General features: G+C 57.6%; 11 protein-coding genes. 5 read left to right on the forward strand and 6 right to left on the reverse strand.

Annotated features, from left to right (window positions below):
- The first annotated feature begins 374 nt into the window (after positions 1-374).
- From ACOOHD_RS04290 to ACOOHD_RS04300, 3 genes are all read left to right on the forward strand, one after another.
- Positions 375-3500: a SusC/RagA family TonB-linked outer membrane protein gene (locus ACOOHD_RS04290; protein WP_420460334.1), complete on the forward strand. Its 3126-nt coding sequence runs from the start codon at positions 375-377 to the stop codon at positions 3498-3500.
- Positions 3501-3553: 53 nt separating this feature from the next.
- Positions 3554-5101: a RagB/SusD family nutrient uptake outer membrane protein gene (locus tag ACOOHD_RS04295; protein ID WP_420460335.1), complete on the forward strand. Its 1548-nt coding sequence runs from the start codon at positions 3554-3556 to the stop codon at positions 5099-5101.
- A gap of 71 nt (positions 5102-5172) precedes the next feature.
- Positions 5173-5715: an NUDIX hydrolase gene (locus ACOOHD_RS04300; RefSeq protein WP_420460336.1), complete on the forward strand. Its 543-nt coding sequence runs from the start codon at positions 5173-5175 to the stop codon at positions 5713-5715.
- Here ACOOHD_RS04300 and kdsB read toward each other — a convergent pair.
- From kdsB to rmuC, 4 genes are read right to left on the reverse strand one after another with little or no spacing between them, the layout of a single operon-like run.
- Positions 5712-6449: a 3-deoxy-manno-octulosonate cytidylyltransferase gene (kdsB, locus tag ACOOHD_RS04305; RefSeq protein WP_420460337.1), complete on the reverse strand. Its 738-nt coding sequence runs from the start codon at positions 6447-6449 to the stop codon at positions 5712-5714. The genes ACOOHD_RS04300 and kdsB overlap by 4 nt on opposite strands.
- Positions 6449-7108, reverse strand: a complete 660-nt coding sequence (locus ACOOHD_RS04310) for a 3-oxoacid CoA-transferase subunit B (protein WP_420460338.1) — start codon at positions 7106-7108, stop codon at positions 6449-6451. The genes kdsB and ACOOHD_RS04310 overlap by 1 nt, the downstream gene beginning before the upstream one ends.
- Entirely contained in the window at positions 7098-7802 is a 705-nt protein-coding gene (locus ACOOHD_RS04315) for a CoA transferase subunit A (RefSeq protein ID WP_420460339.1), read from the reverse strand. Before ACOOHD_RS04315 ends, ACOOHD_RS04310 begins: the two co-directional genes overlap by 11 nt.
- Positions 7803-7829: 27 nt before the next feature.
- Positions 7830-9191 (reverse strand): DNA recombination protein RmuC, encoded by a 1362-nt coding sequence (rmuC, locus tag ACOOHD_RS04320; protein ID WP_420460340.1) that lies wholly within the window; start codon positions 9189-9191, stop codon positions 7830-7832.
- 88 nt (positions 9192-9279) lie between these two features.
- Here rmuC and ACOOHD_RS04325 point away from each other — a divergent pair, with 88 nt between their 5' ends.
- Complete coding sequence (locus ACOOHD_RS04325) at positions 9280-9795, forward strand: hypothetical protein (protein ID WP_420460341.1); 516 nt, start codon at positions 9280-9282, stop codon at positions 9793-9795.
- Here ACOOHD_RS04325 and ACOOHD_RS04330 read toward each other — a convergent pair.
- Together ACOOHD_RS04330 and ACOOHD_RS04335 are read right to left on the reverse strand one after the other, a co-directional pair.
- Positions 9741-10391: a protein-L-isoaspartate(D-aspartate) O-methyltransferase gene (locus tag ACOOHD_RS04330; protein WP_420460342.1), complete on the reverse strand. Its 651-nt coding sequence runs from the start codon at positions 10389-10391 to the stop codon at positions 9741-9743. The genes ACOOHD_RS04325 and ACOOHD_RS04330 overlap by 55 nt on opposite strands.
- Before the next feature lies 1 nt (position 10392).
- Complete coding sequence (locus tag ACOOHD_RS04335) at positions 10393-10872, reverse strand: hypothetical protein (protein ID WP_420460343.1); 480 nt, start codon at positions 10870-10872, stop codon at positions 10393-10395.
- Positions 10873-11252: 380 nt separating this feature from the next.
- Here ACOOHD_RS04335 and gltB point away from each other — a divergent pair, with 380 nt between their 5' ends.
- A complete protein-coding gene (gene gltB / locus ACOOHD_RS04340) occupies positions 11253-15806 on the forward strand; it encodes a glutamate synthase large subunit (RefSeq protein WP_420460344.1) in 4554 nt (1517 codons plus the stop codon).
- Positions 15807-15811: the final 5 nt, after the last annotated feature.

Below are 15811 nucleotides of genomic sequence, written 5' to 3' on the forward strand. Positions count from 1 at the left end.
GGTGGAGTGGTGACTGGCGTGGTGAAAAGCTAAACAATAGGCAGCGAATGCAGTTTCTGAGCGTTAACGAGATGTTAATAATGCGGTCGTAGCCCGAAATCCAGCCCGGACAAATCAACGTACCTACATGAAAATATGGGCGTCTGGTTGGATGGATGACTAAATGTAACGACCTTCGCCGCAGCTGTTAGGACCCATCCAGCCCCGACCAGTCTGCGTATTTTTCTGGATCATGCAATTCACGCGCACCTTGAACAGCGTATCCCCGGGCTCCCCGAGTCCCTATCGTGGCGGAACATCCTGGCGGCTCTCCACGAGCGCCCCTAGTCTTTGTGCATCCCACATTCCATCATTCACATTTACATCCCTTTAGTATGAAGCTTAACTTAGACCATGCCTACCGTGGTTGCCTTTTCCTGCTGCTGGTGCTGTTTACCTCCACGGCCGCCCTGGCCCAGACGAGTGTAAGTGGTACCATCACTGATGCAGATAGTGGCGACCCTCTCATCGGTGCCAGTATTCTAGTGACCGGTACTTCTACGGGTACCGTCACCGATTTCGACGGCAACTACACTCTGAACGTTCCCGAGGGTGCCGAGTCACTAACTATTTCCTACACCGGCTATGCTACCCAGACGGTCCCCTTCACCGGCCAGTCCACCGTCGATCTAGCCCTGACCTCCGGCGAGCTGCTCGACGAGGTTGTCGTAGTAGGTTACGGTACAGTGACCCAGAAGCAGGTGACCAGCGCGGTGACCTCGATCGACTCCGAGGACTTTAACGCCGGTAACATCAATGACCCTACCCAGCTGATTCAGGGTAAGGTGGCTGGTCTGACGATTTCTAAAGTTGGGGGCAACGTCAACCGTGGTTCAACCATTCGGCTTCGTGGCCTTTCCTCATTTGGCGGTAATACCAGTCCTTTAATTATTATCGACGGCGTAGTGGGGGCTAACCTCAATACGGTTGACCCAGCCGACATAGAGAGTGTCAACGTCCTCAAGGATGGTTCTGCCGCCGCCATCTATGGTATTCAGGCCTCATCCGGCGTAATTATTGTGACTACCAAGCGTGGTACTGAAGCTAGTCAGGGCCAATTTGCCTATCGCGGCTATGTTTCGGCCGAGGAAATCGCCAAGGCACCACCAGTGGCCGACCGGGAAACCTACCTCCGTTTGATCGGTCAGGCAGCTGACCTGAACCGAGCCGTTCGCCCTACTGAGCCAAACCTACCCACCTCCGAGTCGATCCGTCGGGACAACGACTTCGGCGGCAACACCAACTGGATCGATGAGGTGACCCGTACCGGGGTCAGCCACGTTCATAACCTCAGCTACAACGGTGGCGGCTCCGGTATGACCTACCGTGCGTCTGTCAACTACCGGGACATTAAGGGTATTGGAGTTGTGAACGACGGTTTCCGTCAGATCAACGGCAGGCTCAGTGTAACTCAGCGTGCCTTCAACGACCGCTTGAGTGTTGCACTTGATGTGACCGCTACCGATAGAGATGCCGATATCTACGAAGATGCCTTATTCCGTTACGCGGTTACCTATAACCCAACGGTTCCGGTGATGGCTAACGATTTAGGTGATGACCGGGCAATTTTGCGTGATCGGAGTAACGAGGTTTATGGTGGCTTCACCGAGATTGAGAACTTCGACTATAACAATCCAGTCGCCATCGCACGCACGACCCAACGCGAGCGCCAACAAACCAACATTCTGTATTCTTTACGGACCTCGTTCGATCTTACAGATGATGTGGCATTGAATCTCAACTACTCCCGCAACCGTGAATCTGGGATTGAGGGTTATTTCGCGCAAAGAGAAAGTCGCTTCGGGGGTGGAGCTGAAGGTGGTCAAAGTCGCGCAGGAAATGCTACTCGTAATACGAACGACAATCGCAACGATCTTTTCGAAGCCACAGCTACGTACAACACTGATTTTGGCAGTAACTCCCTTGAACTACTAGCTGGTTATAGTTGGCAGCAGTACACTTTTCAGGGCTTCAATGCCGGCGGGCGAGGGCTAAGCTCGAATGCTTTCGGCTTCAATGCTCTTGGCGGTCTGAATGATATTGCCAGCGGTCAAATTAATATAGGAAGCTACCGAAGCGAGTACACTGTTATCGGTTTCTTTGGCCGTGCCCGACTGGGTATCGGTACCGCATACAACGTGACCGCCTCGGTTCGCCGGGATGGTACGAGTCGCAACGGGCCGGAGAATCGGTGGGACATCTTCCCAGCGATCTCCGCTAGCGCGGATTTGGTTGACGCTTTTAGCCTTAACGGACCTGATCAACTTAAGATCCGGGTTGGGTACGGTATCACCGGCTCTATCCCTCCGGGTAACTACGATTACCTCCAAACTTTTGGAGTAGGTAGTCAAGCACCCTTTCAGGGAGTGGATAATTACGTGCCTACTATCGGACCGAACTCCAACCCTAACCCAAACCTCCGTTTTGAAAAGAAGGGTGAGTTCAATGCAGGGATCGATTTTGCATTCCTTGACTATCGTCTGACCGGTACGCTGGACTACTACATTCGCAACACCGGTGACCTGCTTTTCAATGCACAGGTACCCACGCCGCCATTTCAGTTCCAGTTCGTACAGGCCAACCTTAACAACGTAGATTTGATCAATACGGGAGTAGAACTATCAGTGGGCTATTCGTTGGGTGAGTCCGGTGGGTTCACTTACGAGCCACGGTTGATCTTTTCAACGTACAACACCAGACTCGAGGACACCGGTGAGACTCCCGACTTTAACTTCGGTAGTGGGGGAGAGCTAACCCTTCAGAGTACTTCTCCTGGTGCTCCCGGTCAAAACGGAGACCCCATCAGCCGAATTCGGGTCGGAGATGACTTTGGTAATCTATACGCTCGCATCCTCGATGTAGAGGCTAGTCGCGCCGCCGGAACATACGTGTTCGTGAATCAGGATGGTAACGTTGATGAAGACGGCAACGCCATCATTGATGAAGCGGACAAAGTAATCGTAGGTAATGGACTACCCGATTTTAGCCTTAGCATGTCCAATGCCTTTACCTACCGCAACTTCGACTTGAGTATTTTCCTACGCGGTGATTTCGGTCATGACCTGGCTAACTTGCCTCGTAATTTCTACGGTCAGCTCGGTAACGCGGTAAGTCGTCCGATTGACAACCTCATCGTTACGGACTTACTCGACGAGCAGATCGTTTCGCCCCCCCGCTTCTCGAACGTTTTCGTTGAGGATGCTAGCTTCCTTGCCCTAGACAATGCTCAGCTCGGTTACACCTTCCCACTGGGAAGCAACACCGGCTTTAGTACACTGCGTGCGTATGTGGCTGGTCAGAACCTCTTTTATATCACCAACTATTCCGGTGTTGATCCTAACGTCCGATTTGCCGACCTAGCGAATCCCAACAATCCTAATAACCTTGCACCGGGTATCGATCGGCGTAATACCTACTTTCGGACACGCACATTTACTGCGGGGATTGCGGTTGGATTTTAATCACGTCCATCATCTAGTGGATACCTAAGCTATCCGCCAAATTCAAATAAACTATGAAATATAAATTTCGCTGCGCCGGCTTATTGATTGCCAGCTTACTGATGGTCCCCTTTCAGTCCTGTACCGATCTTGAGCCGGAAGTCTTTTCCGATCTCACGCCCTCTAACTTTCCCTCCTCGCAGGCGGACATTATTGCTAGCTACCTCTCGGCTTATACCAACCTATATCCCATGCAAAACCATGGGTCGTATATGTCGATCCAGGAGGTTTCGTCCGATGAAGCCCTCATCCCTCAGCGGGGTTCCGATTGGTTTGACGGAGGTATCTGGCTGCGTACGCATCAACACCAGTTTTCACCCGATGACTCGCAGTATAATAATGCCTGGACCTTTCTGTATCAGGGTGCCATTCAGTGTAACTCTGTAATCTCTCTTCTTCAGGGCACGTCTATTTTACCCGAGGATCAGAGTGCCCAACTAATCGGTGAGCTTCGCACACTACGCGCATACTGGTATTGGCTACTGCTGGACTCTTTCGGTGATGTTCCACTTGTCACCGAAACCTCAGATCCAGCCGATACTGAACCGACTGCAACATCCCGTGAAGACATCTATAACTATGTCATTCAGGAAATGGAGCAATCCGCCGAAAACCTTAGTAGAGCAAATGATGGCTCGACTTACGGTAAGATAAACTATTGGGCCAATCGGGCGCTGCTGAGTCGCATCTACCTGAACTCTGAGGTTATAACGGGGACTCCACGCTACCAGGAAGCGATGGCTGTAGCCGATGAGGTGATCAATAGCAATCAGTACTCCCTTACGGAAAATTACTTCACTAACTTCGATCCAGGTAACGAAGGAAGTTCGGAGAACATCTTTGTCATTCCTTATGCTGATCCCGCACAAGCAGGAGGGTTTAATATTGCTCAAATGACGCTGCATTATGCTAGTCAAGCCACCTTTAATCTCCAAGATCAACCTTGGAATGGTTACTGTAGTCTTCAGGAGTTCTACAATAGCTACGACGACGAAGATGTGCGTAAGGGCGAGTATGGAAATCAGCAAACCCGAGGAAACTTCCTAGCCGGCCCACAATACGCTGCTGATGGTGAGACGCCGATACTTGATGGTACTGCTGATGATCCGGGAGGTCCTGAATTGGTATTTACCCCAGAAATCAATGGCCTCAATGCATTCCGTCAGGCTGGCGTCAGGATCTTCAAGTACGGCTATGGGGATGGCGCTCCGAGCACGCTTCCAAATGATTTTCCCATCATCCGTTATGCTGAAGTGCTTATGAATAAAGCTGAAGCTATGATGCGTACAGGGCAATCCGGTGCCTCCATGCTAGTCAACATGATCCGTTCACGTGCTGAATTAGATGATATGGATGATAATATGTCCATGGATGACCTTCTTGCTGAGCGCGGCAGGGAGTTCTTCTACGAAGGAACTCGCCGTCAGGACCTTATTCGATTTGGTGCCTTTGATGATGCATGGGAGTTCAAGGATGCGTCCACCGATAAGTACAATCTCTTTCCAATTCCGCAGCCTCAGCGGAATGCTAACCGTAACCTGGAGCAGAATCCGGGTTACTAAAGTTGATCTACTTGTTACCAACGCGCCCCGTCTCCATTGGAGGCGGGGCGTTTTGTTTACTTTCAGTACGTATGAACTTCTGCCCCCACTGCGGCTCTCCCAACCTCATCCGCCGCATCCCAGAAGGCGACACCCACCCCCGCCAAATCTGCTCCACCTGCGCTACCATCCACTACACCAACCCCAAAATTGTCACCGGCTGCTTACCGGTCTGGGAGGACAAGGTGCTTCTCTGCCGCCGCGCCATCGAACCGGCCTATGGGCTGTGGAATGTGCCGAGCGGGTACTTGGAAAATGGAGAATCAGTACAGGAGGGGGCTCAACGGGAGGTGTGGGAAGAAGCCATGGCGGAAGTCAGATTAGATTACCTCATCACCCTTTACGACATCGAGCGCATCCAGCAGGTGTACTTACAGTATGTAGGTGATCTAGTAGCGGGACGGTACGCGGTAGGCGAGGAGAGCCTGGAGGTACGGCTCTTTACCGAACAGGATATTCCTTGGGAGGAAATTGCCTTCACTTCCTCCGCCTTTACGTTACGCAACTACTTCCGAGATCGCCGGAACGGAGATAAGCAACTCCACCAGGGTTCCTATCCGGCTACTGAAAGCTAAGCAAGTAGCTTGCGGGCAGCCTCAAGGTCCGCGGGGGTATCGATACCAATCGACACGTCGTCGTCGGTCAACGCAACGTGGATGCGGTAGCCGGCGTCCAGCCAGCGGAGCTGTTCGAGGCTTTCAGCGCACTCGATCGGGGCGGGGGGGAGTTTGGTGATTTGCTGTAGCACCTCTCCGCGGTAGGCGTATACGCCCAGGTGCTGTAGGTGGATGCTCTCCTCCAGCCACCGTCCGACGGGTACATCGCGGAGGTAGGGGATGGCGTGGCGACTGAAGTACAGCGCCCCTCCACGGGCATCCCGTACCACCTTTACGACGTTTGGCGAAAGGAGCTGATGCTCGTCCGTAATTGGGGTGGCAAGCGTAGCAATGGCTACCTCTTCGTCCGCGAAGGCCGACAGTAAATCACGCAACTGACCGGTACGGACGAAGGGCTCATCTCCCTGGACGTTGACGATCAGTTCCGCCTCAGGATAAAAACGACTGGCCTCGGCCACCCGGTCCGTGCCGGAGGGATGGTCAGGGGAGGTCATCACCGCCGTGCCGCCAAAGCGTTCTACCTCCCGGTAGATGCGGTCGTCGTCCGTAGCTACCACTACCGCATCAAATAAAGTAGTTTCGCTGACGGCAGTGTACACGCGCTCGATTAGCGTGCGTCCCCCAAGGTCTGCCAACGGTTTACCGGGAAAGCGACTACTGGCATAGCGAGCGGGAATGACGGCCAGCCGCATTAACCCAGCCGCATTTCCGGCACGTGATCGGGCACTACCAGCCGGCCGGCCGTCGCCGCCCGAATGTCCACCACACTCACCCCGGGGGCACGTTCCAGCAGCCGGAAACCGTCGTGCTCGGTCACCTCCAGTACCGCCAGATTGGTCACGATCTTTTTGACGCACCGTACTCCGGTCAGCGGTAGGCTGCACGTGCTAAGGAGCTTCGATTCCCCCGCCCGGTTCGTGTGCATCATCGCTACGATGATATTCTCGGCGGAGGCAACAAGGTCCATGGCCCCACCCATCCCCTTCACCAGCTTGCCGGGGATTTTCCAGTTGGCGATGTCCCCGGTATCGGAGACCTCCATTGCCCCCAGTACCGTGAGCTGAATGTGCTGGCCGCGGATCATCGCAAAACTGGTGGCGCTATCGAAAATGGCCGCTCCGGGCAGGGCGGTGATCGTTTGCTTACCGGCATTGATCAGGTCGGCGTCCTCCTCGCCCGTGTAGGGGAAGGGGCCCATGCCGAGGATGCCGTTCTCGCTCTGGAAGGTCACGTCGATGCCCTCCGGCACGAAGTTGGCCACGAGGGTAGGGATGCCGATACCGAGGTTGACGTACCAGCCGTCACGTAGCTCCTGGCTAATGCGGCGGGCGATACCTGTTTTATCCAGCATGGCGGGGGCGGGTTGTGCGCTGCTCGATGCGCTTTTCGTAGTTGGTGCCCCGGAAGATACGCTGCACGAATACTCCGGGGGTGTGAATCTGATTGGGATCGAGCTCGCCGGCGGGCACCAGCTCCTCGACCTCGGCTACGGTGACGCGCCCGGCCATGGCCATGACGGGGTTGAAATTGCGGGCTGTGCCCTTGTAGATGAGGTTGCCGTCGGTATCCCCCTTCCAGGCCTTTACGAGGGCAAAATCGGCGACAAGGGCCTGCTCGAGGACATGGGGCTTGCCGTTGAAGTCCCTTACTTCTTTGCCCTCACCGACCTCGGTACCGTAGCCGGCGGGCGTAAAAAATGCCGGGATTCCTGCCCCCCCGGCCCGACACCGCTCCGCCAGACTACCCTGGGGAATGAGGTCCACCTCCAGCGACCCGTCCAGCATCTGCCGCTCGAATTCACCATTCTCACCTACGTAGCTGGCGATCATCTTTTTGATCTGCCGACTCTGGAGCAGCAGCCCTAGACCAAAGTCATCGACTCCGGCATTGTTGGAAATGCACGTCAGGTCGGTGAGGTCAGTGGCGGCCAGGGCGGCAATACAATTCTCCGGTATGCCGCAGAGGCCGAAGCCGCCGAGCATCAGCGTCATACCGCTGCGAATGCCCGCGATGGCCGCCCGGGCGTCAGCTACTTGTTTTTGCATGATCTAGTAGGTTTATACGTGGAGTATCTATTCTTCTTCGGACAGCAATCCCGGATCGAGCCGCTTCTTCGTGCTCGCCCCCAGCTTACGGATCCGCTCGGCCCGGCCCAAGATAGTAGCTCCCGGCTTACCCCCCTGGGAGAGCTTGCGAAAGGCATCCTGGTAGGACTGCTGCGCCTGGTCGAGCCGGTGGCCGATGCGTTGCAGGTCCTGCACGAAGCCGACCATGGAATCGTAGAGCAGTCCACTCTGGCGGGCGATCCTGCGGACGTTGCGCCTCTGGTCGTCCTGCTTCCACAGGTAGCTCACGGTGCGCAGGGTGGAGAGTAGGGTCGTGGGGGTGACGATGACCACATTACGGTTCAGCGCCTCGTTGAATAGCGTCTGATCGGTGGTCAGCGCCAGTCCGTAGGCCGGCTCGATGGGAACGAACAGGAACAGGAAGTCCGGAGTGTTGAGCTGATCGAGCTCGGTGTAGTTCTTACCGGCCAGGTCGGTAACGTGCTGGCGCAGGCTGCGCAGGTGATCGGCGGCGTGTTGGCGACGCGCGGTTAGGTCCCCATCCTGGCAGGCGCAGTAGCGTTCGTAGGCTACTAGGGACACCTTACTATCCACCACCAGGTGCTTATTTTCGGGAAGGTGGATGATGCAATCGGGACGCTTCTGCCGTCCCTCGGCATCGCCAAAGCTGGCCTGGGTGCGGAAGTGTACCCCGTCCTGTAGCCCACTGGCCTCCAGGAGCCGCAGGAGCTGCCATTCGCCCCAGTCACCCTGGGTTTTGGTGTTACCGCGTAGGGCACCGGCCAGGTTATTAGCCTCCTCGCTGAGCTGGCTATTGAGTTTGCTGAGGCCTACGATCTCCTGGCGCAGACTGACGGTATCGCGGGTTTGCTCCGTAAAGCGCTCGTTGATCTGCCGCTCGAAGTCCTGGATGCGCTCGCGCAGTGGGGTGATGAGGCTGCTCAACTGCACGGAGTTTTGCTCGGTCATGCTACGTCCTTTCTCCCGGAGCAGCCGCTCGGCCGTGCGCTCGAAGTGCGCCTCGGAGGTACGCTGTAGACGGATCATCTCCGCGTCCTGGAGATCGAGACGCTGGTGGAGCTGCTCGCCGGCGGACTTACTCTGGCTGAGGGCAATACGCAAATCGGCAAGTTGCTCCCGTAGGGCGGCTGATTGCTGGCGGGCGGTCGTCAGCTCGGTACGCAGCTCGTGATTCTCCGCTACCAGAGCTTCGTGCGTAGCGCCTAGGCTGCTGAGTTCGATGCGCAATTCTTGCTCACGTTCTAGCGTAGTCACCTCAGCCTGCTGGCGGAGATAAAGGTAGGCGCCGAGTGCTCCCATCGCTACGCCGAGTACGAGTACGGAGAAGGAAATCCAGAACGGGTCCATAGGCAAGGGGGGACAGGAGTAAAGGAGCAAGGTAATGTTACCGTTTGGGGTGGAGGTAATGCGTATACCCTGGTACCGTTAGTTAGGTATGGCGAAGTGGATTCTAGTGTTAGCGATTGGACTGTTCTGTTCTGGAACGGGTTGGGGTACGGGGGGAGGTGAAGCTGCTCGGACTAGCAACGGGGAGATGAACGATGCGCGTAAGTTGCGCCTCATTTATCACCCACGGTGGCGACCGGATCGGCTGGTGGCGCTCACTGGCCTCTTCGGCGAGGTGCAGCCTATTGGCCTTACGAGCCGTATTGCACCTGCGGTCGCGGCCGCCCCTGCGGTGCCTACGGTGGTGGTAGTGCGTGATGGCGTGGCGATGAAATCCACGGAATGGTACCGGGCGCTGTACGGGCTTGCGAATGTGACGGTGTTGCATTTGGGCAAGCGGCCCCTGCGGGACGATCTGCCGGCAAGCTGGACGGTGGTGCGGTGCGGGGCAGGGAAGCTGGATGCTGCGGCCATGGCCGTGCAACGCTTGCTGGGCACTGCGGGACTAAGTCAGGCGACGCCGCGGCGGAAGGGCACGAAGCGGCACAGCCCGAGCTCTTCCTGAACGGTCTTGTCGGCCGCTACTTTGGTGATGCGGAGCAGTTGCTGATCATCCTCCTCGCCACCGATTGGGATGACCATCAGACCCCCCACTTCTAGCTGATCCACGAGCACCTGGGGTATTTCTATGGCCCCGGCGGTGACGAGGATGCGGCTGAAGGGGGCCAGCTCCGGTACCCCCCGGTGGCCATCCCGCAAATAGAATCGGATGCCGCGGTCGAGCCGCAATTTCTTGAGCGTGAGCTTAGCCTTCTGGTAGAGGGGTTTGTGACGCTCTACGGTGAAGACCCGTCCGCCCAGTAACGACAGTACGGCAGCCTGGTAGCCGGAACCGGTGCCTACCTCCAGGACCTTCTGGCGGGGCAGCAACTGTAGGGCACTACTCTGCCAGGCTACGGTAGAGGGCTGGGAGATGGTCTGCTCACAGTCGATGGGGAAGGCCTCGTCGCGGTAGGCCCACTCGGCAAAGCTGCTATCTAGAAAGGCGTGGCGTGGCAGATTGGCCATGACGGAGAGTACCCGCTCACTGTACTCCCCTCGCTCGCGCAGCCGATCAATGAGGCGCTTGCGCTGACCGCGGTGGCGAAAGCCATCCTGCATCTTATTTGAGTTGGTTGACCAGGTCGGCCGGTGAGTAATGGACGTTTTTGAGCACCTTATTGTCGGAGCTGCGGTAGACGAGGTAGGCCTCGCCGGAGGGCTCGACGTGTCCGTCCTGGCCGAGGGCACGATAGTGCGCCAGGGTGGCCTCGGCTTCTGCCGGCGTGGCGCAGGTTTTGCTCATATTGGAACGGTGTACCTCCCGGAACAGGGCGGCAAAGCGGTCGGCCAACCCGAATTCAAGCACCGCACCACTGAGTACGTACTGTAGATCGGCCAGCGCATCGGCTGCCTCCACCAGATCATGGCTGGCAATGGCGGCCCTGAGTTCGTCAAGCTCTTCCTGTAGTAAGTTCAACCGTAGGCGGCAGCGGTCGGCCGGCGGCAGGGTAGGAGAGGAAAGGACCGGTAGGGCGAAGGTGCGGTGAAATTCCGCTACGTCGGTCAACGCCCGGGGTTCCTCGTAAACTGGCTTCGGCATGGGGTGAAGGTACTCAATGCGTGGTGATTTTCGAAAAGTTCGACGGAGCAAAGTTACCCCGTGGAACATTAGGTGCGTAAGGGATGGGGACCGATAAATTTTGGTGTAGGCACAAATATTTATCTGGTCAAGAAAGAGGGTATCGGTTCACGTAACATCATTAATAGTATGGTACAGAGGTTATAAAGAATTTTTACCTAGCAATCTAGGTAGATGCAAAATTTATAATTCTGAATGTAGATTTTACAGTGTGTATGCACACCGTCTGAAAGCCTATCGCTGCATGATCAAACGCCCGTGGAACGTTGTAAACGATCACTCGGTAAGCTATCTTGGCAAACCAGGGGGTAAGATCCCACGCTCCAAAAGACGACCAGTAGATGCAATACCAACACACCACGCCCCGGCAGCCCGGCCTGTACACGCCGCAGCTAGAGTCCGATGCCTGCGGTACGGGCTTTATCGCTAACCTGAACGGGGAGGCCCGCCACGATATCGTAAAGGATGCGTTGACCATGCTTGCCAACATGGAGCACCGGGGTGCCTGCGGCTGCGAGCCCAACTCAGGGGATGGGGCTGGGATCCTGACCCAGATCCCGGATGAGTTTTTCCGCCGCAAGCTCTCGGAGATGGGCAAGGAGCTGCCGGCCTTCGGGAAGTACGGGGTGGGTCAACTGTTTCTGCCGGCAGAGAAGGAGCTCAGCCAGCGCTGCCGCTTCATGTTTGAGGACTACTGCGACGAGCTGGGCTTCGACGTCATCACCTACCGCAAGGTGCCCCACGACGCCGAGGAGGTGGGGCCCACCAGCGTGGGGGCCCAGCCGCGTATCGAGCAGATCTTCGTTGCCCCCCGCACCGACCTGGCCCCCGCCGACCTGGAACGGAAGCTCTACGTGCTGCGCAAGTTCGCCACCCACCGGATTCACGATACCTACCCCGAGACTCGCGATCAGTTTTACCTCTGTAGTTTCAGCTACAAGACCATCATATATAAAGGACAGCTTACGACCTGGCAGTTGCCGGGCTTCTTTGCCGATCTGCAGGACCTTGGGTACAAGTCGGCCATCGCCCTCGTGCACAGTCGCTTTAGTACCAATACGGTGCCGAAGTGGAAACTGGCCCAACCCTTCCGCATGATCGCCCACAACGGAGAGATCAACACCGTGCAGGGCAACGTCAACTGGTGGCGCTCGAAGGAGAGCCTGATCCGGCAGACGGCCAACTTTTCGGAAGAAGAGCTCAACATGATCTTTCCCGTGTGTGGAACCAGCCTATCGGACTCCGCCAACTTCGACAACGTGCTGGAATTTCTGACCATGAATGGCATGAGCATCCCGCACGCGCTCATGATGATGATCCCGGAGGCCTGGCAGCACGACGACGACATGCCGGACTACAAGAAAGCCTTCTACGAATACTCCAAGGCGCTGATGGAGCCCTGGGACGGGCCGGCCTCGATCTGCTTTACGGACGGTATCCTGGTGGGTGCTACCCTCGACCGCAACGGACTACGCCCCAGCCGCTACTGCCTACTCGACGATAATACCCTGATCGTAGCCTCCGAGGCCGGCGCGCTCAAGGTCGATCAGCGCAGGGTGGTCAAAAAGGGACGGCTGCAACCCGGCCGCATCCTGGTGGCCGACCTGCAGGAGCACCGCATGATTGGGGATGGGGAGCTTAAAGAGATCATCTGCCAACGACTGCCCTACCGCGACTGGCTCGATACGCACAAGCAGGACATCAGGACCCTGCCCCTGTCGCGCAAGGCCGAAATTAGCATGGACCAGAAGACGCTCTTCCGTAACCTGCAGCTCTTCGGCTACACCAAGGAGGATCTGAGCGTAATGCTCGAGCCCATGATCAGGGAGGGTACGGATCCCATTGGCTCCATGGGCAGTGACACTCCCCTGGCCGTACTGAGCCTCCAGAGCCAGCACATTGCCAATTACTTCAAGCAGCTCTTCGCTCAGGTGACCAATCCGCCCATCGATCCCATCCGGGAGCGCAGCGTGATGTCGCTCTACGCCATGCTCGGGAGCTCGGCCAACGTCATGGAACCCGGTGCAACAAATGCCACCTACATCCACCTCGACACGCCCATCCTGTCCAACGACGAGGTAGCCAAACTACGGGAGCTACACCACAAGGACTTCCGCGCCGGGGTGATCAACATCCTATTTCCCGCCGATGGTCAGGCGGGTCGCCTCCACGCCGCCGTGGAACACATCAAGGCCCAGGCCGAAAGTATGGTGCGCAGCGGCTACAATATTCTCGTCCTTAGCGACCGGGAAGCCAACAGCCACAATGCTCCCGTACCCAGCCTGCTGGCCATGGGCACCGTACACCACCACCTCGTGGAACATGGCCTGCGCGCCAAGACCTCGGTGGTCGTGGAGGGAGGCGATGTCCGGGAGACTCACCACTTCGCCACGCTGATCGGCTACGGGGCCAGCGCGGTGAACCCGTACATGGCCTATGCCGCCCTGGCCGACCTGCACGCCCGTAACGTATTCGACGAGGAGGGCTACGAGCTGCGCGATGTGATACGTATCTACCGTAAGGCGGTGGGCAAAGGGTTGCTCAAGATCATGTCCAAGATCGGTATCTCCACCCTGCAGAGTTACCAGGGTGCGCAGATCTTCGAAATCCTGGGACTGAACCACAAGGTAGTCGACGAGTGCTTCCGTGGCTCCATCAGCCGGATCGAGGGCGTTAGCTACGACGGACTAGCCAACGAGGCGCTGGTCAAACACGAACTTGCCTATCCCAAAGAATTCGTCGCCAACCCCAAGCTCGAAGTTGGCGGCATTTACCAGTGGAAGCGGCGCGGCGAGGCCCACACCTTTAATCCGAAGAGCATCCACTACCTACAGGTAGCCGCCCGCAAGAACGACGCCGAGGCCTACGGGAAGTACCGCGACGTGATTAATAAGCAGACGGAAAAGGCACTGACCCTCCGCGGGCTGCTTACCTTCCGCAAGACCGAGCCCGTCCCGATCGAGGAAGTAGAACCCGCCGAGGAGATCATGAAGCGCTTCGCCACCGGGGCCATGAGTTTCGGCTCCATCAGCTGGGAGGCCCACACGACGCTGGCCATTGCGATGAACAAGATCGGTGCCCGGTCGAACTCCGGCGAGGGGGGGGAGGACGAGGTGCGCTTTAAGCTCGATAGCGAGGGCCGCAACCTGCGCTCCGCCATCAAGCAGGTGGCCTCCGGCCGCTTCGGGGTTACGAGCCACTACCTGACCAACGCCGACGAGCTACAGATCAAAATGGCCCAGGGCGCGAAGCCCGGAGAGGGCGGCCAGCTACCCGGTCATAAGGTGGACGATTGGATCGGACGGGTGCGGAATTCTACCCCCGGCGTAGGTCTGATCTCGCCCCCGCCCCACCACGATATCTACAGCATCGAGGATTTGGCTCAGCTCATCTTTGACCTTAAGAACGCCAACCGCCGCGCCCGTATCAACGTCAAGTTGGTTTCGAAGGCCGGGGTAGGTATTATTGCTTCCGGAGTAGCGAAGGCCCACGCCGATGCCATCCTCATCAGTGGTCACGACGGTGGTACCGGGGCCAGTCCGCTGAGCTCCATCCGCCACGCCGGACTGCCCTGGGAACTAGGCCTGGCCGAGAGCCACCAGACGCTGGTGAAGAACAAGCTGCGTGACCGGGTGACCCTACAGACCGACGGGCAGATCCGCACCGGCCGCGACCTGGTCATCGCCACCCTGCTCGGGGCCGAGGAGTACGGCGTAGCCACCGCCGCCCTCATCGTCGAGGGCTGCATCATGATGCGCAAGTGCCACCTCAACACCTGTCCGGTCGGCATCGCCACCCAGGACCCCGAGCTACGCAAGCGCTTCAACAGCGACCCGGAGCACATCATTACTTTCTTCCGCTTCCTGGCCGAGGACATGCGCTCCATCATGGCCGAGCTCGGCTTCCGTACCGTCAACGAGATGGTGGGCCGTGTGGAGTTCCTGAAGATGAACAGCGAGGTCGAGCACTGGAAGTACCGCAGCCTGGACCTTAGCCCCATCCTGTACAAGGAGGTAGCCGATGAGTCCGTAGGCCTCTACAAGCGCGTCGAACAGGACCACGGTATCGCCGACGTCCTCGACCGCCGCCTCATCAGCGCCGCCCGCATCGCCCTGGAGGAGATGGAACCGGTCACCGGCTCTTTCGACATCAAGAACACCGACCGCAGTACCGGCACGATGCTCAGTAACGAGATCAGCCGCCGCTTCCACGGCGAGGGGCTGCCCGACGGGGCCATCAAGTTCCGCTTCCGGGGCTCGGCCGGACAGAGCTTCGGAGCCTTTGCGGCCAAGGGCATCGAGTTTCTGCTCGAGGGCGAGGCCAACGACTACTTCGGGAAGGGACTCAGCGGCGGCCGCCTCATCATCGTGCCGGACCGGCTTTCGACCTTCGATCCCCACGAGAATATCATCATCGGCAACGTAGCATTTTATGGGGCCACCGGCGGCGAGGCCTACCTGAAGGGTATGGCCGGCGAGCGCTTTGCGGTACGTAATTCCGGGGTGAAGGCCGTCGTGGAAGGGCTCGGTGACCACGGCTGCGAATACATGACCGGCGGGGTAGTGACGGTGCTCGGTCAGACCGGCAAAAACTTCGGCGCCGGTATGAGCGGCGGCATGGCCTACGTCTACGATCCAGACCGCAGCTTCCACGGACGGCTCAATACCGAGATGGTCGACCTGGAAGACCTCACGGACTTTGACCAGAATCTAGTCCAACAGATGGTGCGTAACCACTTTAGCTACACCAGCTCCAAGCGCGCGCTCGACATGCTCAATGATTGGTCTAACCACCTGGGCCACTTCGTCAAGGTCATGCCGCGCGACTACAAGGCCGTCCTCGAACGCAAGGGCGAGCAGCCCAACGTGCAGCTCAAGGTGGCTCAACTCGTTTAACTCCC

The sequence above is a fragment of the Neolewinella sp. genome (assembly GCF_965214665.1).
Taxonomy (GTDB): domain Bacteria; phylum Bacteroidota; class Bacteroidia; order Chitinophagales; family Saprospiraceae; genus Neolewinella.

Coding starts and splice junctions, on each gene's coding strand:
- ACOOHD_RS04290 (WP_420460334.1), top strand. CDS start 375: ATGAAGCTTAACTTAGACCATGCCTACCGTGGTTGCCTTTTCCTGCTG.
- ACOOHD_RS04295 (WP_420460335.1), top strand. CDS start 3,554: ATGAAATATAAATTTCGCTGCGCCGGCTTATTGATTGCCAGCTTACTG.
- ACOOHD_RS04300 (WP_420460336.1), top strand. CDS start 5,173: ATGAACTTCTGCCCCCACTGCGGCTCTCCCAACCTCATCCGCCGCATC.
- kdsB (WP_420460337.1), bottom strand. CDS start 6,449: ATGCGGCTGGCCGTCATTCCCGCTCGCTATGCCAGTAGTCGCTTTCCC.
- ACOOHD_RS04310 (WP_420460338.1), bottom strand. CDS start 7,108: ATGCTGGATAAAACAGGTATCGCCCGCCGCATTAGCCAGGAGCTACGT.
- ACOOHD_RS04315 (WP_420460339.1), bottom strand. CDS start 7,802: ATGCAAAAACAAGTAGCTGACGCCCGGGCGGCCATCGCGGGCATTCGC.
- rmuC (WP_420460340.1), bottom strand. CDS start 9,191: ATGGACCCGTTCTGGATTTCCTTCTCCGTACTCGTACTCGGCGTAGCG.
- ACOOHD_RS04325 (WP_420460341.1), top strand. CDS start 9,280: ATGGCGAAGTGGATTCTAGTGTTAGCGATTGGACTGTTCTGTTCTGGA.
- ACOOHD_RS04330 (WP_420460342.1), bottom strand. CDS start 10,391: ATGCAGGATGGCTTTCGCCACCGCGGTCAGCGCAAGCGCCTCATTGAT.
- ACOOHD_RS04335 (WP_420460343.1), bottom strand. CDS start 10,872: ATGCCGAAGCCAGTTTACGAGGAACCCCGGGCGTTGACCGACGTAGCG.
- gltB (WP_420460344.1), top strand. CDS start 11,253: ATGCAATACCAACACACCACGCCCCGGCAGCCCGGCCTGTACACGCCG.